At 48.7% G+C, this 17,568-nt stretch carries 16 protein-coding genes and 1 tRNA gene; 9 read left to right on the top strand and 8 right to left on the bottom strand.

What is annotated here, in order from left to right:
* Window positions 1–158: 158 nt before the first annotated feature.
* Window positions 159–1,016: a bifunctional methylenetetrahydrofolate dehydrogenase/methenyltetrahydrofolate cyclohydrolase FolD gene (gene folD / locus ACXAD4_RS13790; protein WP_475242174.1), complete on the bottom strand. Its 858-nt coding sequence runs from the start codon at window positions 1,014–1,016 to the stop codon at window positions 159–161.
* A 363-nt stretch (window positions 1,017–1,379) separates the two neighbouring features.
* Here folD and ACXAD4_RS13785 point away from each other — a divergent pair.
* Window positions 1,380–1,456 (top strand) — tRNA-Arg (locus ACXAD4_RS13785).
* A gap of 27 nt (window positions 1,457–1,483) precedes the next feature.
* On the opposite strand, the gene ACXAD4_RS13780 is transcribed toward ACXAD4_RS13785, so the two are convergent.
* On the bottom strand, window positions 1,484–1,648 hold the full coding sequence (locus ACXAD4_RS13780; protein ID WP_475242172.1) for a hypothetical protein: 165 nt from the start codon (window positions 1,646–1,648) through the stop codon (window positions 1,484–1,486).
* A 274-nt stretch (window positions 1,649–1,922) separates the two neighbouring features.
* Entirely contained in the window at window positions 1,923–2,690 is a 768-nt protein-coding gene (locus ACXAD4_RS13775) for an SDR family NAD(P)-dependent oxidoreductase (protein ID WP_475242169.1), read from the bottom strand.
* A gap of 460 nt (window positions 2,691–3,150) precedes the next feature.
* On the opposite strand from ACXAD4_RS13775, the gene tig reads away from it, so the two are divergent.
* From tig to ACXAD4_RS13740, 7 genes are all read left to right on the top strand, one after another.
* Window positions 3,151–4,455, top strand: a complete 1,305-nt coding sequence (gene tig, locus ACXAD4_RS13770; RefSeq protein WP_475242166.1) for a trigger factor — start codon at window positions 3,151–3,153, stop codon at window positions 4,453–4,455.
* Window positions 4,456–4,562: 107 nt separating this feature from the next.
* Window positions 4,563–5,186 (top strand): ATP-dependent Clp endopeptidase proteolytic subunit ClpP, encoded by a 624-nt coding sequence (gene clpP, locus ACXAD4_RS13765; RefSeq protein WP_005369103.1) that lies wholly within the window; start codon window positions 4,563–4,565, stop codon window positions 5,184–5,186.
* A 114-nt stretch (window positions 5,187–5,300) separates the two neighbouring features.
* Entirely contained in the window at window positions 5,301–6,581 is a 1,281-nt protein-coding gene (clpX, locus tag ACXAD4_RS13760) for an ATP-dependent protease ATP-binding subunit ClpX (protein ID WP_187463632.1), read from the top strand.
* A gap of 129 nt (window positions 6,582–6,710) precedes the next feature.
* Window positions 6,711–9,083, top strand: a complete 2,373-nt coding sequence (gene lon / locus ACXAD4_RS13755) for an endopeptidase La (protein ID WP_317522242.1) — start codon at window positions 6,711–6,713, stop codon at window positions 9,081–9,083.
* Window positions 9,084–9,294: 211 nt separating this feature from the next.
* Window positions 9,295–9,567 carry a nucleoid-associated protein HU-beta gene (gene hupB / locus ACXAD4_RS13750; protein WP_475242163.1) on the top strand — a complete coding sequence of 91 codons (273 nt, stop codon included), beginning with the start codon at window positions 9,295–9,297 and terminating at the stop codon, window positions 9,565–9,567.
* Between the two features lie 276 nt (window positions 9,568–9,843).
* A complete protein-coding gene (gene ppiD / locus ACXAD4_RS13745; protein WP_475242161.1) occupies window positions 9,844–11,733 on the top strand; it encodes a peptidylprolyl isomerase in 1,890 nt (629 codons plus the stop codon).
* A gap of 161 nt (window positions 11,734–11,894) precedes the next feature.
* Window positions 11,895–12,164 (top strand): ComEA family DNA-binding protein, encoded by a 270-nt coding sequence (locus ACXAD4_RS13740; RefSeq protein ID WP_475242787.1) that lies wholly within the window; start codon window positions 11,895–11,897, stop codon window positions 12,162–12,164.
* A 73-nt stretch (window positions 12,165–12,237) separates the two neighbouring features.
* Here ACXAD4_RS13740 and ACXAD4_RS13735 read toward each other — a convergent pair whose 3' ends face one another.
* A complete protein-coding gene (locus ACXAD4_RS13735; protein ID WP_475242159.1) occupies window positions 12,238–12,429 on the bottom strand; it encodes a hypothetical protein in 192 nt (63 codons plus the stop codon).
* 69 nt (window positions 12,430–12,498) lie between these two features.
* A complete protein-coding gene (gene rrtA / locus ACXAD4_RS13730; protein WP_475242157.1) occupies window positions 12,499–13,059 on the bottom strand; it encodes a rhombosortase in 561 nt (186 codons plus the stop codon).
* 10 nt (window positions 13,060–13,069) lie between these two features.
* Between rrtA and ACXAD4_RS13725 the strand changes: the two genes are divergently transcribed.
* Entirely contained in the window at window positions 13,070–13,690 is a 621-nt protein-coding gene (locus ACXAD4_RS13725; protein WP_475242156.1) for a tRNA-uridine aminocarboxypropyltransferase, read from the top strand.
* 67 nt (window positions 13,691–13,757) lie between these two features.
* Here ACXAD4_RS13725 and ACXAD4_RS13720 read toward each other — a convergent pair whose 3' ends face one another.
* From ACXAD4_RS13720 to ACXAD4_RS13710, 3 genes are all read right to left on the bottom strand, one after another.
* Window positions 13,758–15,134 carry an anti-phage deoxyguanosine triphosphatase gene (locus ACXAD4_RS13720; RefSeq protein WP_475242154.1) on the bottom strand — a complete coding sequence of 459 codons (1,377 nt, stop codon included), beginning with the start codon at window positions 15,132–15,134 and terminating at the stop codon, window positions 13,758–13,760.
* A complete protein-coding gene (gene yfbR / locus ACXAD4_RS13715) occupies window positions 15,134–15,718 on the bottom strand; it encodes a 5'-deoxynucleotidase (protein ID WP_475242152.1) in 585 nt (194 codons plus the stop codon). The genes ACXAD4_RS13720 and yfbR overlap by 1 nt, the downstream gene beginning before the upstream one ends.
* Window positions 15,719–15,981: 263 nt before the next feature.
* Window positions 15,982–17,196: a pyridoxal phosphate-dependent aminotransferase gene (locus ACXAD4_RS13710; protein ID WP_475242150.1), complete on the bottom strand. Its 1,215-nt coding sequence runs from the start codon at window positions 17,194–17,196 to the stop codon at window positions 15,982–15,984.
* Window positions 17,197–17,568: the final 372 nt, after the last annotated feature.

Raw genomic sequence — 17,568 nt, 5'->3', positions numbered from 1 at the left:
TCAAAAGCAGGAGCATATTGCTCCTGCTTTTTCGTAAAGGTAATAAAACTGTTGAAGTGAATCTTTACCTTGGTAAATTTTCAATCGCCAATCGCCAATCGCCAATCGCCAATCGCCAATCGCCAATCGCCAATCGCCAATCGCCAATCGCCAATTAATCACTTCTCATGATACTGCTCACAGGCGTGCAGCGTGTTCTCAATCAAGGTCGCTACTGTCATAGGGCCAACACCACCCGGTACCGGGGTAATATGGCGGGCACGCTCGCGGGCAATATCATATTCCACGTCACCGGCTAGCTTCCCGCTATCCAATCGGTTGATACCGACATCAATGACCGTTGCCCCTTCTTTGATCCAGTTGCCTGGAATGAAGTTAGGTTTACCGACTGCAACTACTAAAATATCAGCTTGGCGGACATGGCTTTCGAGATCTTTTGTAAAACGGTGGCACGTAGTGGTGGTGGCACCAGCCAATAGCAGCTCAAGCGTCATAGGGCGGCCGACAATGTTCGATGCACCAACAATCACAGCGTGTTTGCCACGCACAGCGATGTTGTAGCGCTCAAGTAAGGTGATAATACCTTTCGGTGTGCAGGAACGAAGTTTAGGAATACGCTGGCATAAGCGTCCTACGTTGTAGGGGTGGAAACCATCAACGTCTTTTTCTGGGTCGATATGCTCTAGCACCTTGGTACTATCGATGCCTGCAGGAAGAGGGAGCTGGACCAAAATCCCATCGACTTCTTTATCACCATTTAGCTCGTCGATAAGGGCGAGCAATTCAGTTTCGGTTGTCGTCGCCGGCAAGTCGAATGACTTAGATAAGAAGCCGACTTCATCACAAGCTTTACGTTTGCTGCCCACGTAAATTTGCGAGGCAGGATCCTGACCTACCAAGACGACAGCAAGTCCCGGAGCACGAAGGCCAGCGTCGAGGCGAGCTTTAACTCGGGCTGCAACTTCTTGACGAACAGTTTGCGAAATGAGTTTTCCATCAATGATTTGAGCGGCCATGTTTATCCTTTGAACTGAAAATGACTGAGCATGGAGCGAAGTAGCTTTGGTTATTGAATGCACTCTTTAATGAGCCATTACTGGTGCTACTCGATTGTTGTATTGTCGCAGAGAATGTTACGAAGATCTATAGCGCAAACGTTTGCGTTTGGGTTTTGGTTTGGATATTGTTTATGTTTTGGTAATAGTTGTTGTTTTCATGTGGTTATTAGTAACTTCAACAGCTTCTAGCCCATAGCCTATGCAATTTGTTCTATGTTTGGCCAATTGAGCGCAAATGCTGATAAAATAGGGGGAAAGGCATTGACGTTCATGGTTGGAGACGTATAATTCCGTCCCGTAACCCAGTGTTACACCAATGATGCGCCCTTAGCTCAGCTGGATAGAGCACGTCCCTTCTAAGGATGTGGTCGTAGGTTCGAATCCTACAGGGCGTGCCATTTCCCCCTCTCTTTTAAATGCTATTTCTAGCGAATCAATCTACCTGTATCACACCCCGTTTTTCCTGTACCACCCTGATGCTGTTTTGTGCATCCCGCCATTTCGTTCATCAGAAACTGTTTCAGCGCTTGTTGCTCGCGTTCATTAGTCGGTTGCCATGAGGCGATCACTGTTGCCTTGTTCCTTTTCATTGTCTTGTCCTTAATATTTGCAGCTAAAACACTGCTGCATGCTCTTGGGGAATATTCAACGAGTATCTTAACGATCGGGGTGGTTAAAATTTGTGCTATCCGTCGGTTTATCAAATTAACCATTTTGTTATTAGGGTAATTGTCAGGAAGGGTTCAGGGAATAGTATGGCTAGAGGCTAGAGGCTAGAGGCGAGTGTAAAAGAAAAGAGCAAGACCTTGCCAGGGTTAGGCTCTTGCAAACAATTTGGTTCACCCATCGCCCATCGCCCTCGCTTTACCAAGCTATTTCACTCCCATCCCAATGAAAGAACTTACCGCTGTCTTCAGCCGCTAGGGAGTTTAGGACGCTATAAATTCGTTCGGCGGAAAGTTGTGGTGTGTAGAGTTTGTCGCTGCTGATGTTGCTTTGGAAGGGCACAGACAAAGACGTGTCAGCGGTACCGGGATGAATAGCCGCAATACAGGCTTGCGGGAAGCGTCTTTGCCATTCGATGCTGAGAGTTTTGACAAACATGTTTAGCGCCGCTTTGCTCATCCGATAACTGTACCATCCACCAGAGCGGTTATCGCTGATAGAGCCGACCATTGCCGAGAGGCATAAGAATCGAAATGGGTCGTCGCGCTTGTAAAGCGTGTCGAGATATTGGGCAATTGTAATGCTGGTATAGGCATTGGCCTCAATATTGTCAGCCAGAAATGAGCTAGTGATCTGTGAAAGGCGTTTTTCTGGCATTTTTCCGAGCTCGTGATTCGTATTTTGCTTGTGAAGGAGTCCAGAGGCATTGATGGTCCAGTCCGGACAGCCATATTGCATGAAAATACTAGAAGCTGCCGAAAAGGCCTTTGGGCCTTGTTGGCTGATATCGCATACCACATCAGCTATCTGGCCTGGATAATCTTGCTGTAATTGTTGCAGTTTGCTGGATGGGCGGCGAGACATGGCGGTAACTTGATGGCCCAGGCTCAGCATATGCTGAGTGAGTGCGAATCCTAAGCCACCGTTGGCACCAATAATCCAAACCTTCTTATTCTGCCCGGTCATAACCAGTCCTCAATGAAATGCTATCAATGACTACGCACCATAGTGCAGTTCAGACCACTCTTTACATTCGTTATAGGGGAGAGGGAAGCTAGCGCGGTAATAAATCGGCATTTAGATGGGAAAAGAGGCAGTTAAAACCGAGTACGGTCAAAAAAACGTAAAAGGAAACGATTTTTTTGGGGTTTTCCCTTGTAAATGGATTTTTTGCCCCTATCTTGTGTGAAAGGTTTGATTGCGGTGCGACCACTCTGTCTCGACGGCAGGGTTGAGGATCGCTATAATACCGCGTTTTTAGTCCCTGCAGGGTGGGCATAAGCCCTAGAAAGTAGGAACTATCAGAATTAAGGCGTTATGGTTTTGGCGTGGTTGCCGGCCATAACACGAAAAGGATGCCACCGTCAGTATGACTGATCGGCAACATCACTCAGATAACACTGAGTAAGTTTTGAGGTTAAATAAAATGCAAGTTACCGTTGAAACCACTGAAGGTCTAGAACGCCATCTAACTATCACAGTTCCAGCTGCAAACATCGAAGACGCTGTAACAGCTGAACTGAAGAAAATTGCTAAGAATCGTCGTTTCGATGGTTTCCGTCCAGGTAAAGCACCTATCAAAATGGTTGCTCGTATGTTCGGCGCTTCTGTTCGCCAGGACATCCTAGGTGAAGTGATGCAGCGTCACTACATCGAAGCGATCGTTAAAGAAAAAATTAACCCAGCAGGCGCACCGACTTTCACTCCAGTTGAAATGGTTGAAGGTAAAGACCTAGTATTCAAGGCGTCTTTCGAAATCTTCCCAGAAATCGAACTAGCTGGTCTAGAAAACATCGCTGTTGAGAAACCAGCAGTAGAAGTTAAAGACGAAGACGTTGACACTATGCTTGAGACGCTTCGCAAGCAGCAGGCGACTTGGAACGAAGTTGAAGAAGCTGCAGCTGCAGACAGCCGCGTAACTATCGACTTCACTGGCTCTATCGACGGTGAAGAGTTCGAAGGCGGTAAAGCTGAAGGTTTCGCACTTGCAATGGGCCAGGGCCGCATGATCCCAGGTTTCGAAGACGGCATCGTTGGTAAGAAAGCGGGCGAAGAGTTCTCTCTAGAAGTGACTTTCCCAGAAGACTACCACGCTGAGAACCTAAAAGGTAAAGCAGCAACTTTCGCTATCAAACTTCACAAAGTTGAAGCTCAGGAACTACCAGAGCTAACTGAAGAGTTCGTTGCTAAGTTCGGCGTTGAGGACGGTTCTGTAGAAGGTCTTAAAGCTGAAGTTCGCAAGAACATGGAGCGCGAGCTGAAGCAAGCTGTTAAGAACCGCATTAAAGATCAGGTTCTTAACGGTCTAGTTGAGCAGAACGACATCACTGTTCCTGCTGCTCTTATCGACCAGGAAATCAACGTTCTACGCCAGCAGGCAACTCAGCGCTTCGGCGGTGATGCTGCTAACGCTCCTGAGCTTCCACGTGAGCTTTTCGAAGAGCAAGCTAAGCGTCGCGTAGTTGTTGGTCTACTTCTAGGTGAAGTGATCAAGTCTGAAGAGCTAAAAGCTGATGAAGAGCGCGTTAAAGCTATCATCGCTGAAATGGCTTCTGCATACGAAGATCCAACAGAAGTAGTTGCTTACTACGAGAAGAACGAGCAGATGATGAACAACATGCGCAACGTTGCTCTAGAAGAGCAAGCTATCGATGCGCTACTGGCTAAAGCTCAGGTTTCAGAAAAAGAAGTTAGCTTCAACGATCTGATGAACCAGCAGCCAGCTGCATAATTTGCTGAAATTACTGTAGGGATTTGACTTTACTTCAAATCTTCTGCTAACAATGGTCCGTGTGAGAGTAATTTCATTCGGGCCATTTATTTTAGGGAAATAACGTTATGAGCTACCAAGAAAAAAACGCCATGTCGCCGATTTTGGATGCGCTGGTTCCTATGGTGGTCGAGCAGACTTCTCGTGGTGAACGTTCCTACGACATCTATTCCCGACTACTAAAAGAGCGTGTGATCTTTCTGACCGGACAGGTTGAAGACCACATGGCCAACCTAGTTGTTGCACAGCTTCTGTTCCTTGAGTCTGAAAACCCTGACAAAGATATCTTCCTATACATCAACTCACCAGGCGGTTCGGTGACTGCAGGCATGTCTATCTACGACACCATGCAGTTCATTAAGCCAAACGTCAGCACGGTATGTATGGGTCAGGCATGCTCAATGGGCGCCTTCCTGCTAGCAGGTGGTGCTAAAGGTAAGCGTTACTGCCTACCGAACTCCCGTGTAATGATTCACCAGCCGCTAGGTGGCTTCCAGGGCCAGGCATCTGATATTCAGATCCACGCTCAGGAAATCCTGACGATTAAACAGCGTTTGAACGGTTTGCTTGCAGAGCACACTGGCCAGCCACTTGAAGTGGTTGAGCGCGATACTGATCGTGATAACTTTATGTCGGCAGAACAAGCTGTAGAGTACGGTTTGGTCGACGCTGTTTTGAGTCAGCGTGACTAAGTTTTTTAGCCTCCGTGCAGCGACTTAGCCGCTTGCACGGAGCAAAAAGACTTGAGTTGTTATACACTCAAAACAAAGGCAATGATGGGGTAAGACCCGAAAAGAGGTTAGCGAATGACAGATAAGCGAAAAGAGAGTGGTAGTGGAAAACTGCTGTACTGCTCTTTCTGCGGCAAAAGTCAGCATGAAGTTCGCAAGCTGATTGCAGGCCCTTCTGTGTATATTTGCGATGAATGTGTTGACCTGTGCAACGACATCATTCGTGAAGAAATCAAAGAAGTAATGCCTAAGCGTGATGGCAATGAACTTCCGACACCACAGGAAATTCGTGCAAACCTGGATGAATACGTTATTGGTCAGTCTCATGCGAAGAAAGTACTCGCGGTAGCGGTTTACAACCACTACAAGCGTCTTCGTAATGGCGATACCAATAGTGACGGTGTTGAGTTGGGCAAGAGTAACATTTTGTTGATCGGCCCAACGGGTAGCGGTAAGACGCTACTGGCAGAAACATTAGCACGCATGCTGGATGTACCGTTCACCATGGCGGATGCAACCACCCTGACCGAAGCCGGTTACGTGGGTGAGGATGTTGAGAACATCATCCAGAAGCTGCTGCAGAAATGTGATTACGATGTAGCCAAGGCCGAGCGCGGCATTGTTTACATCGATGAGATCGATAAGATCTCGCGTAAGTCAGACAACCCATCAATTACTCGCGATGTGTCGGGTGAAGGTGTTCAGCAGGCATTGCTGAAACTGATTGAAGGTACAGTCGCATCGGTTCCGCCACAAGGTGGCCGCAAGCACCCACAGCAGGAATTCCTGCAAGTGGATACGTCAAAAATCCTGTTCATCTGTGGCGGTGCGTTCGCCGGCTTGGACAAGGTGGTTGATCAGCGTGTCGCAACCGGTACCGGCATTGGCTTTGGCGCTGATGTACGCTCTAAAGATGAATCTCGTACCCTGAGCGATCTGTTCGAGCAGGTGGAGCCTGAAGATTTGGTTAAATACGGCCTTATCCCAGAATTCATCGGTCGTCTTCCAGTAACAGCTATCTTGAACGAGCTGGATGAAGACGCACTGGTACAGATCCTGCGTGAGCCGAAGAATGCGCTTACCAAACAGTACGCGGCACTTCTTGAGCTGGAAAACGTTGAGCTTGAGTTCCGTGACGATGCGCTTGTAGCGATTGCACGCAAGGCGATGGAACGTAAGACTGGTGCACGTGGTCTGCGCTCGATTGTTGAAGCGGTACTGCTTGATACTATGTACGAGCTACCTTCAGCAGAAGGTGTTAGCAAGGTTGTGATTGATGAATCAGTAATTAAAGGTGAGTCTGAGCCTCTACTGATTTACGAAAACACTGAAAACCAAGCAGCTGGTGCTGAGTAATTTCTGCGCAGAGCGGTCAAAAAAAGGAGGCAATCGCCTCCTTTTTTATTTTCTGATACATATCCCGTTGAATCTTTTGTCCAAGCCCCCATATACTCATTAATAAGAGTGAACGGAAGAGAGAATAATATGAACCTGGAGCGTTCGGAACGCCTTGAGATCCCCGTTCTGCCACTTCGTGATGTGGTGGTCTACCCGCATATGGTTATTCCATTGTTTGTAGGCCGGGATAAGTCTATTCGCTGCCTTGAAGCGGCGATGGATGACGACAAACAAATTCTGTTGGTGGCCCAAAAAGAAGCGGCGACTGACGAGCCTGCTATTACCGACCTTTACGATGTCGGTACGGTAGCAACTATCCTACAGCTGCTTAAGCTGCCTGACGGTACGGTGAAGGTACTGGTAGAAGGCCAGCAGCGCGCCAAGGTTGAAAACCTGCGTGATGATGAGTTCTTCAGTGCCGAGGCTGATTTCCTTGTCACCGAGGAAATGGACGAGCGCGAGCAGGAAGTCCTGGTTCGCACGGCCATCAATCAGTTCGAAGGCTTTATCAAGCTCAACAAGAAGATCCCGCCTGAAGTGCTGACTTCGCTAAATGGTATCGATGAGGCCGCGCGTCTGGCCGATACTATTGCTGCCCATATGCCGCTTAAGCTGGCAGACAAGCAGAAAGTGCTGGAAATCGTCGACGTGGTGGAACGCCTAGAGTTCCTGATGGCGATGATGGAGTCTGAAATTGACCTGCTGCAGGTGGAAAAACGCATCCGTGGCCGCGTCAAGAAGCAGATGGAAAAGAGCCAGCGTGAGTACTACCTCAACGAGCAGATGAAAGCTATCCAGAAAGAACTGGGCGAGCTGGATGATGCGCCGGATGAATTCGAGTCTTTGAAGAAGAAAATCGAAGAGTCGAAGATGCCAAAAGAGGCACGAGAGAAGACAGAGCAAGAGCTGCAGAAGCTTAAGATGATGTCGCCGATGTCTGCCGAGGCAACCGTGGTACGTGGCTACATCGATTGGATGCTGAGTGTGCCATGGTACAAGCGTTCAAAGGTGAAGAAGAACCTTGCCAAGGCAGAAGAAGTGCTGAATGCCGACCATTACGGCCTTGAGCGCGTCAAGGAGCGCATCCTTGAGTACTTGGCAGTACAGAGCCGCATCAACAAGCTAAAAGGCCCTATCCTGTGTCTGGTTGGTCCTCCGGGTGTCGGTAAAACTTCTCTGGGCCAATCTATTGCCGCGGCTACTGGCCGTAAATACACCCGTATGGCATTGGGTGGTGTGCGTGACGAAGCGGAAATCCGTGGTCACCGCCGTACCTATATCGGTTCGATGCCGGGTAAGCTGATCCAGAAAATGTCTAAGGTTGAGGTGAAAAACCCGCTGTTCTTGCTAGATGAAATCGACAAGATGTCATCTGACATGCGTGGTGACCCGTCTTCAGCTTTGCTTGAGGTTCTCGATCCTGAGCAAAATAATGCGTTTAACGATCACTACCTGGAAGTGGATTACGACCTGTCTGACGTCATGTTCGTGGCAACATCGAACTCGATGAACATCCCAGGCCCGCTACTTGACCGTATGGAAGTGATCCGTCTGTCGGGTTACACCGAAGACGAGAAGCTGAACATTGCCAAGCGCCACCTGCTTGAGAAGCAAATCAAGCGCAATGGCTTGAAGCCAAATGAAATCGAAGTCGATGACTCGGCTCTGATTGGCATTATTCGTTACTACACGCGTGAAGCGGGTGTACGTAGCCTTGAGCGCGAAGTGTCCAAGCTGTGCCGTAAGGCGGTGAAAGAGATCCTGCTTAACCCTGAAACCAAGAAGGTTGTGATCACTCAAGACAACTTGAAAGAGTACTTGGGCGTTCAACGCTTTGACTACGGCAAAGCCGAAGAGAACAACCGTATTGGTCAGGTGACTGGCTTGGCATGGACCGAAGTGGGTGGCGATCTACTGACTATCGAAACCGAGTCGATGCCAGGTAAAGGCAAGCTGACCTACACCGGTTCGCTGGGTGATGTGATGCAGGAGTCGATCCAGGCGGCAATGACCGTTGTCCGTACTCGCGCTGAGCGTTTGGGTGTCGCCCCTGACTTCTACGAGAAACGTGATATCCACGTTCACGTACCTGAAGGTGCCACGCCGAAAGATGGCCCAAGTGCCGGTATAGCGATGTGTACCGCCCTGGTTTCTAGCCTGACCGGTAACCCGGTACGTGGTGATGTGGCCATGACGGGTGAAATTACCCTTCGCGGCGAAGTTCTGCCAATTGGTGGTCTTAAAGAGAAATTGCTTGCTGCTCACCGCGGTGGTATCAAAACGGTACTGATTCCGAAGGAGAATGAGCGTGATCTGGAAGAGATTCCTGATAACGTGATAGCTGATTTGGAAGTGCGGCCAGTACGTTGGATTGATGAAGTGCTAACCGTTGCACTGCAGAATAATCCAACCGGCATTGAGTTGGTTAACGCCCAAAACAGTGACGTGCAGCAAAGTTAAGATATGAAAAAACGCTTTCGGGGATAAAATCCTTGTCAGCGTTTTTTTGTGTGGCTATAAGTGAGTTCTAATTTGCCGTTAGCTCAATAAAATCAATGTCTACACGTGAACTTGGGTTCACTGTTGATATAATGAAACTGATTCTTTTTGTCCGTGATGTAAATTTTGCCATGAAGGCTCAAGCGGATACCGTTCATAGAGGGGATAGATCGTGAACAAAACTCAACTAGTTGATAAAATCGCTGAAAATGCAGATATTTCTAAAGCTTCTGCGGGTCGTGCACTGGATGCATTCATCGACGCAGTATCTGATAGCCTAAAAGACGGTGATCAGGTTGCGCTTGTTGGCTTCGGTACATTCTCTGTACGTGAGCGTGCTGCGCGCACTGGCCGCAACCCACAGACTGGCGAAGAAATTCAAATCGCTGCAGCGAAAGTACCTGGCTTTAAAGCAGGTAAAGCGCTGAAAGATTCTGTAAACTAAGCGAAGGGCATAGCCCGCCGGTTTGTTTGAACAAACGAACGTTCAGGTTGTCTTAACTGGCAATCTGGCATGATAAAGGGCGCATCCTGTCGGTGCGCTTTTTTTACTTTGGAAAAGTGTGAATTTTTCAGGTCTTCGCCTGTTAGCATTCTTCACTAATATCAATACAGGTAAGCTGTGGTCTAGAAGAGTCTGTATTAGGCTTATCACAGGATTAGGCTTATCACAGGTTGGTATTACCATGCCAAATCGAATAGGTAGGAGATACGGCAAATTATGATGGAGCGTATGCGCGAAGGCGCAAGCAGCATTTGGGTCAAGATTATCCTTGGTCTGATTATTCTTTCTTTTGTTTTTGCAGGGGTAGGTAGTTACCTTGCTGGTGGAAGCGAGCAGGTGGCCGCCAAGGTTGATGATCGTGAAATCAGCCAGCGCGAATTCGAAATGGCTTACCAGAACGAACGTAACCGCATGCAAGCACAGTTGGGTGATTACTTCTCGACCCTGATGGGTGACCCAGCCTATGTGCAGCAGTTCCGTCGCAGCGTATTGGATCGTATGGTTAATGATCTGCTGATTGAGCAGCGTGCCAATGAGCTGGGCTTGCGTATCAGCGATCAGCAAGTTCGTCAGACAATCCTGTCAATGCCTGAATTCCAGCGTGATGGTGCATTTGATAATGACCAGTACAACGCGCTATTGCGCCGCTCAGGGCTAACGCCTGATATGTTCGCAGAATCTATGCGTACAGATCTGCTGCGTCAGCAACTGTTGCTAGCTATCCAGGGTAGTGACTTTGCGTTGGGCAATGAAGTAACTTCACTTATCAAGCTTGAGCGCCAAGAGCGTGAAATCCGCACGCTAACCCTTGATGTGGCTGAGTTCACTAACAAGGCGGAAGTGACTGATGAGGAAGCGCAGGCATACTACGAGCAGAACCCACTGCAGTTTACCCGTCCAGACCAAGTTAAAGCCGCTTACATTGAATTATCAGGCACTAACCTGAAAGAGACTCTAAATGTTTCTGAAGATGATGCTCAAGCGTACTACGACGAAAATCAGAACAAGTACGGGACTGCCGAGCAACGCCAAGCGAGCCATATCCTAGTTCAGGGTAAAGGTAGTGAAGCGAAAACCAAGGCCGAAAACCTACTGTCTGAGCTGAACAATGGCGCGGACTTTGCCGAGCTAGCGAAAACTTCTTCTGATGACACGTTCAGTGGCAAAGATGGCGGTAAGCTTGATTGGTTCGAGCGTGGCGTAATGGATCCTGCTTTTGAAGAAGCCGCATTTGGCTTGAATAAAGGTGAGATCTCTGGCGTGGTGGAATCTGACTTTGGTTACCACATCATCAAGCTGGATGATATCAAAGAGCCGCAAGTGAAGCCGTTCGCTGACGTGCGTGATGAAATCCTTGCCGAACTTCGTGAGCAGCGTGCAGCGGAAGCTTTTTACGATCTTCAGACTCAGCTAGCTGAGAAAGCATTCGAAATGCCTGACTCGCTAGAGGATGCGGCGGAAGCGGTAGATGCAACGGTTCAAACTACTGATTTTATCTCTCAGTCAGATGCGCCGGGTGTGCTGGCCAACCCTGCTGTACAACAGGCGCTGTTTAGCCCAGAAGTACGTGAAGATGGCCTGAACTCAGATGTTATCGAGATCGGTCCTGAGCATGTGGTTGTTGTACGTGTAGATGATTCTCGTGACGAAATGGTACTGCCGTTCGACGAAGTATCTGCAAAAGTGAAGCAGCAGCTTTCTGTAGTGAAAGGCGAAGAGGCTGCTAATGCGAAAGCCGATGAGCTCGTCGCTGCATTGCGTGATGGCAATACAGATGTGTTGGCAGACGAAGGCCTGAGCTTCTCAGAGTCAGAAACCATTAATCGCATGGGCGCAGATCGTCTTGTTGCCCAGGTTGCATTTGGTCTTGCAAAGCCTGCAGCTGACAAGCCAGTATACGGTGTGACTCGTGATATGGCTGGCAACATGCTAATTATCGCGTTGGACAACGTGATTGAAGCGGATGTTGATGCAGATGCTGTAGACCAGCAGATGACTCAGCAACTTGAGCAGATGCATGCCCAGCAAGATGTGATGGCGACGCTTGATGTATTGCGAAATGCCGCTAAGGTGTCTTACCCTGTGTTGGATACAACCACCAATTAACTGTAACTAATAAGTTGCTTGACGGGCCGCCATTGTGCGGCCCGTCGTTTTTTTACTCTCTGGTAAAGTTCCACAATATACAGAGCTAGATTGCTTCGTCACCCTTACTCCTGTTTTACAAAAGGAGAAAACAAATGAAGAAAACAATTATTTCTATTTCAATGGTGGCAGTTTTGGCATTTGGGGGAGTGGCGCCAGTGTTGGCGAATGGTGATAGTCATGAAGGAATTGAAATCACTATCAACATCAATGATGCGAATGCTGAAGAGTTAGATAAGTTATTGATTGGAATTGGCCCGGACAAAGCTGCCAATATCATTGAATATCGTGATGCGAATGGACCTTTTGCGACTCCGGAAGAGCTTATCAAAGTGAAGGGTATCGGTGCGTCTACGGTTGAAAAGAATCGTGAGCGGATCAAGCTCCAATAATGGTTGCTGTACCTAACCTGCCGTAAGTTACCTAAAGGAGAGAGGTTAGTCGTTCTCCTTTATTTGTGAGCTATTAGCACGCACTAAAGGTAAAGCGTGGTCTGGCTGGAGTAAAATGGATCTGATAGCCATCATCTTCATAGGCTTTGGCTATTTGCTTAGCGGCTTCAAGTGGGAATTTGTATTTTCCTCTTGAACCCACTCTCACAATACCTGTCGGCAGAGAGACATTGATGCGATATAAAATTTCAGATTCCAAAGCCATTTTGATTCTCACTCATAAATACACTTAGCCAAACAAGACCGATACCATTAAGGTGCATTTTAAGTGCAACTAATTCTCAATTGCAATCTTCTTTTTAATTAGCTCCGCCGCGGCAAAGAGCAAGCCGCCTAAAACACCTGCTAGGTGAGCTTCTACAGCCACCCTGGCGCCAATCAGCTCGGCAGAGCTTGCTGAGCCTCCTGAAACTTGTTCCCACAGGACTTTGGCGATAACAGCGATTAGCAGTACCCAACCAAGTTTATCTTTCGCTTTGATATCCTGTATGGCGCCCCAAGCAAATAGCCCGTGTAAGACACCAGAAAGGCCGGCGTACCACACCATAGGACTCAGCAATAGAGTACTGCCAATGAAGCCAGCAATGGACAGGATAAGCAAGCTAAGGCGCTGGCTGGTGAGATAGCGGCGAAAGATGAAGGTAATGATTGCCAAGCCGAGACTGTTCATTATCATGTGTGGCCAATTGGTATGGGTCAGGTTGCCGCTGACAAGCCGCCAGAGCTCTCCATCGGCAATCAATGGGCGCTGCCATACCAGCAATGGCTGGATGGCTGGCAGTTGGGCGAGAGCCATCATACCGATAATAATGAAAACGAAGATACGAATAGACAAGGCTACCTCGATGAGTCGATATTGTGAACGGTGCGGAAAAGCAACCAAGGCATGTATTTGCCAGTGGATCCAACAACTTGATGCTAAAACTGAATTGTGGATTTTACAACACCCATCGGAAGTAAAGCGTGCAATTGGCACTGCAAGGATCCTCACCTTATCGCTGCCCAATGCCAAGCTCTGGGTCGGGGAGGACTTTTCACAGCATGAGGAAATCAACCAGTTGCTGGCCGAGCCAGGTCGCCAGGCTTGGGTTGTCTATCCAGGAGAGCAGGCGCAGCCTATTTCAAGCCTTGCTGGCGAAGGGGCTGAACAAGCAACTGAGCTAAAGCGTACCCTGATCCTGCTTGATGGCACTTGGAAGAAAGCTTACAAAATGTGGCAGTTGTCATCGAATCTTCAGCAGTTACCTACGGTAGCCCTCGATAACGTCGAACAGGGTAATTACCGCATTCGAAAATCACCTAAATCCCAGGGTGTTTCGACGGTTGAAGCTGGCTACCTCGCCTTAACTGCCTTGGAAGGGGGTGATGATAAATTCACCCCGCTCATTGATGCATTCAACCAGATGATCGAGTTTCAGATCCAGCAAATGCCTGAAGGGGTGTTTGAGAATAACTACAGAACCTAGATACGAGTTCCTAGATCCTAGGCTATTTATCCAGGTTCTAGGGCCTAAGGCCTAGGATCTGTTTTTTTCAGTCCCCCCCATGAAACCCAATGCCGCTAGCAGCTGTCGGGTGGAACAGGGTGCTGTAGAGCCGTTGGGCAAAGCCATCGGTCATACCGGATATATAATCGGCGATGATCCTGTGGGCATTCTCCCCCTTTTCGTTGCACTGGCGCCAACGCTCGCGGGTGTTCTCCGGTAGCAGTCGCTCGGGATCGGAGGCAAAGGCTTCGAACAACTCCATCACCAACTGTTGACCTTTGTACTCCAGTAGTTGGATATCCGGCTTGTGGACCACATATTGGCTGACGAACTGCTTGAGAACTTCTAGTACCTGCTCCATCGGCTCCGAAAGGTAAGCATTCCACTGCAGCAGCGGCTCTTCGAAGCTATCGATACCATTCTGGATGGTTGGGGCTATCTGGATAGAAGTCAGCAGGGCATTGACCATGGCACCGATGGCATCTTTACGCTGGTGGTGAGTGCCAAACAGCTGATCGCTCAATACGCCAATCCTCTCTTCAATCCAAGGCTCACCGCAATCAGCCAGTTTGCTGGCAACCGCTTCCTGCCATTGCTCGCGGGTAACAATCCCCATCACAATCGCATCTTCCAGATCATGGACACCGTAGGCAATATCATCAGCCAGCTCCATGATAGAGCAATCCAAAGATTTGAACCGGGTTTTAAGGTGCTCACTTGGCGCCTGGCGTTCGCAGCGCATTTGGCTAAACAGCTGGCGGTCATGCTCGGACAGAGGTGCTAGCACCCAGTCGAAGGTCTGGCTGTCATCATTGTAAATACCTTTTGCCGGATACCAGTCTTTGGCCTTGAGGTGGCGGAAATGATGAACATCAGCGGGGAGCTCTGTCGCGCGGGTATGGCTGATAAACGCAGGGTATTTCAGTAGCCCGAGCAATGTACGGCGCGACAGGTTCATGCCGAATGCCTCGGTGTAGGGCTCAAGCAGGGTGACAATCCTAAAAGTCTGGGCATTGCCTTCGAATCCGCCGTGCTCACGCATCATATAGTTCAGAGCGACTTCACCGCCGTGGCCAAAAGGCGGGTGGCCGATATCATGTGCCAGGCACAGGCTTTCCATCAGGCTGTTTGACGGAAGCAGGTCGCGAAACTCCGGTTGCTTGATTTTCAGCTGGGCCACGATACCGGTGCCGATCTGTGAGGCTTCTAGCGAGTGGGTCAGGCGGGTGCGGTAGAAGTCATGGTGTCCGGCACCGTGAACCTGGGTTTTGGCCTGAAGCCTGCGAAAAGCGGCTGAGTGCAATACTCTGGCCCGGTCGCGCTGGTAGGCCGAGCGATGGTCGTTACGCCGCATTTTCTGTTCATTGCTTTTGCGCGCTTCCCACTGTTGGTTGAACTCAGGGGAGAGGGAGATAACTGTCATTAGCTGATCTCATCAAGGGTTAAATTGAAGCTATCGACGAAGGTGTCGAGAAAGTACTGCATTTCCGGGGTAGATCGGTCATGCAGGGTCTGCTCCAGATTGTTTTTAGCTGACGTGAACTCGTGGTTACCGACATTGAGCTCTTCCAGGCACTTGAGGTATGCACACAGGCTGTCAGCCTGTTTGACGATGGCATAGTCATCTTTGTCTACCTGGTGGCTATCGATAAGCGGGGCGTAATCGTCACGGAACTCTTCCGGCAGCATCGACAGCAGCTTTTGCTCGGCGGCAAGCTCGATTTTCTTGTACTCCTCGGCGATGGCCGGGTTGTAGTACTTGATTGGGGTTGGCATATCGCCAGTCAGTACTTCGCTACAGTCGTGAAACATCGCGAGCAGCGCAATACGCTCTGGGTTGGTACTGCCACCGAAGTTGCGGTTTTTGATCAGGGCAAGGGCGTGGGCGACAAACGCGACCTGGAGGCTATGCTCTGAAATGTTCTCGGTTTCGACACAGCGCATCAACGGCCAGCGCTGGATCAGTTTCATTCGGGCAAGGTGAGCAAAAAAATGGCTTTGTTTCATAGCGGTACTTCTTGACGGACAGAACAGGTAACAAAATCAATCACCTTTTAAAGGTAACAGAATTTACCGCTAAGCAAACGATAATTCGCGTTTGGATCTTTAGGGGACAAGCTAGAGAAATGAAATAATGAAGGGACATATATGCAGGATGTGATTTCAAAAACGCATTAAGACATCCATGTCGCTCCGACCCGCCATCCATGGCGGGTAGGTTTTGAAATCTCACCCTGATATAGGTCTAATAATACGTAAAATATTAATTTTTACTGGCGATAGTTATGAAGGAATCGCTCCAAACGACCTATTGCCATTTCTAAGTCATCAACCCGTGGCAGGGTGACAATGCGGAAGTGATCCGGTTGCTTCCAGTTAAAGCCGGTGCCATGGACGACCAATACTTTTTCCTGCTGCAGGAAGTCCAGAGCGAAGCGTTGGTCATCAATGATGTTGAACTTCTTCTGATCCAGTTTCGGGAACAGGTAAAGTGCGCCTTTGGGCTTCACACACGAAACGCCAGGAATCGAGGTCAGCAAGTCATAGGCTTTGTCACGCTGCTCCAGTAAACGACCACCCGGAAGGATCAGTTCATTGATACTCTGGTAGCCTCCGAGCGCAGTCTGGATCGCGTGCTGCATCGGTACGTTGGCACACAATCGCATGGAAGAGAGCATTTCTAGCCCTTCGATATAGCTTTTCGCCAGATGCTTAGGGCCTGATAGCACCATCCAGCCAGCACGGAAGCCACATACACGGTAAGATTTCGACAGGCCGTTGAAAGTGACACAGAAAACATCTTCGGCAAGCGGTGCAATCGAAGTATGCTGCGCACCTTCGTATAAGATCTTGTCGTAGATCTCATCAGCAAAAATGATCAGCTTATGCTGGCGGGCAATTTCTACTACTTCCAAAAGGAAGTCTCGGCTATAGACTGCACCAGTTGGGTTGTTCGGGTTGATCAGCACGATACCGCGGGTATTCGGGGTGATCTTGCTGCGGATATCATCCAGATCCGGATACCAGTCGGCTTGCTCGTCACAGGTATAGTGCACGGCTTTGCCGCCGGAGAGTGACACAGCGGCTGTCCATAGCGGGTAATCCGGTGATGGCACCAATATTTCGTCATTATTGTTGAGCAGTGCCTGCATTGCCATCACGATAAGCTCGGACACACCATTACCGATGTAGACATCCTCGACATCCAAATCAAGCATTCCGCGCTTTTGGTAGTGCTGGACCACGGCTTTACGCGCAGAATAAATACCTTTGGAGTCACAGTAACCCTGTGAGGTCGGCAGGTTACGGATCACGTCCACCAGAATTTCATCAGGGGCATCAAAACCGAACGGCGCAGGGTTGCCGATATTGAGTTTGAGAATCTTGTGCCCTTCCTCTTCCATGCGCTTGGCATGCTTCAGAACGGGACCTCGAATGTCGTAGCAGACATTGTTGAGTTTTGATGACATCCCGATGTTTTGCATTATTGGTGGTATCCTGTTTCAAGCCGTTAATGACAACAAATTACACTATAAAACCTTAAAAAATAAACACCCTGCAGGAATAAGTAGCGTAAAATAGTGGTTTGTATAATTAAATTCTACATTGTCAGGTAGGATCCACTGGCTGGCTAGAAAAACAGGGGCTATTTGCCTCTTTGTTTAGAATAAAATATTACAATGCAGGGAAATGCTGGAGATTTCAGCAAAAAATGGTGCGATTTAAACCGTATTTGTCGATTTCGCTGGCAAAATAATATCTGGTTAAGCGGGGATTGCTTCCGCGTTGGGGAAATTGGCCAGAAGCAGAAATTTGTGATGAGATATGAAGATTCATGTTGAGTCATTACTTTATTA

It is taken from the genome of Photobacterium sp. AWH4_225, from assembly GCF_056158405.1.
This window is presented reverse-complemented; position numbering and strand designations above follow the sequence as displayed.

What these genes read in the sequence shown, in the direction of transcription:
- folD (WP_475242174.1), bottom strand. Translation starts at nt 1,016, where the DNA reads ATGGCCGCTCAAATCATTGATGGAAAACTCATTTCGCAAACTGTTCGT.
- ACXAD4_RS13780 (WP_475242172.1), bottom strand. Translation starts at nt 1,648, where the DNA reads ATGAAAAGGAACAAGGCAACAGTGATCGCCTCATGGCAACCGACTAAT.
- ACXAD4_RS13775 (WP_475242169.1), bottom strand. Translation starts at nt 2,690, where the DNA reads ATGACCGGGCAGAATAAGAAGGTTTGGATTATTGGTGCCAACGGTGGC.
- tig (WP_475242166.1), top strand. Translation starts at nt 3,151, where the DNA reads ATGCAAGTTACCGTTGAAACCACTGAAGGTCTAGAACGCCATCTAACT.
- clpP (WP_005369103.1), top strand. Translation starts at nt 4,563, where the DNA reads ATGAGCTACCAAGAAAAAAACGCCATGTCGCCGATTTTGGATGCGCTG.
- clpX (WP_187463632.1), top strand. Translation starts at nt 5,301, where the DNA reads ATGACAGATAAGCGAAAAGAGAGTGGTAGTGGAAAACTGCTGTACTGC.
- lon (WP_317522242.1), top strand. Translation starts at nt 6,711, where the DNA reads ATGAACCTGGAGCGTTCGGAACGCCTTGAGATCCCCGTTCTGCCACTT.
- ppiD (WP_475242161.1), top strand. Translation starts at nt 9,844, where the DNA reads ATGATGGAGCGTATGCGCGAAGGCGCAAGCAGCATTTGGGTCAAGATT.
- ACXAD4_RS13740 (WP_475242787.1), top strand. Translation starts at nt 11,895, where the DNA reads ATGGTGGCAGTTTTGGCATTTGGGGGAGTGGCGCCAGTGTTGGCGAAT.
- ACXAD4_RS13735 (WP_475242159.1), bottom strand. Translation starts at nt 12,429, where the DNA reads ATGGCTTTGGAATCTGAAATTTTATATCGCATCAATGTCTCTCTGCCG.
- ACXAD4_RS13725 (WP_475242156.1), top strand. Translation starts at nt 13,070, where the DNA reads ATGAGTCGATATTGTGAACGGTGCGGAAAAGCAACCAAGGCATGTATT.
- ACXAD4_RS13720 (WP_475242154.1), bottom strand. Translation starts at nt 15,134, where the DNA reads ATGACAGTTATCTCCCTCTCCCCTGAGTTCAACCAACAGTGGGAAGCG.
- yfbR (WP_475242152.1), bottom strand. Translation starts at nt 15,718, where the DNA reads ATGAAACAAAGCCATTTTTTTGCTCACCTTGCCCGAATGAAACTGATC.
- ACXAD4_RS13710 (WP_475242150.1), bottom strand. Translation starts at nt 17,196, where the DNA reads ATGCAAAACATCGGGATGTCATCAAAACTCAACAATGTCTGCTACGAC.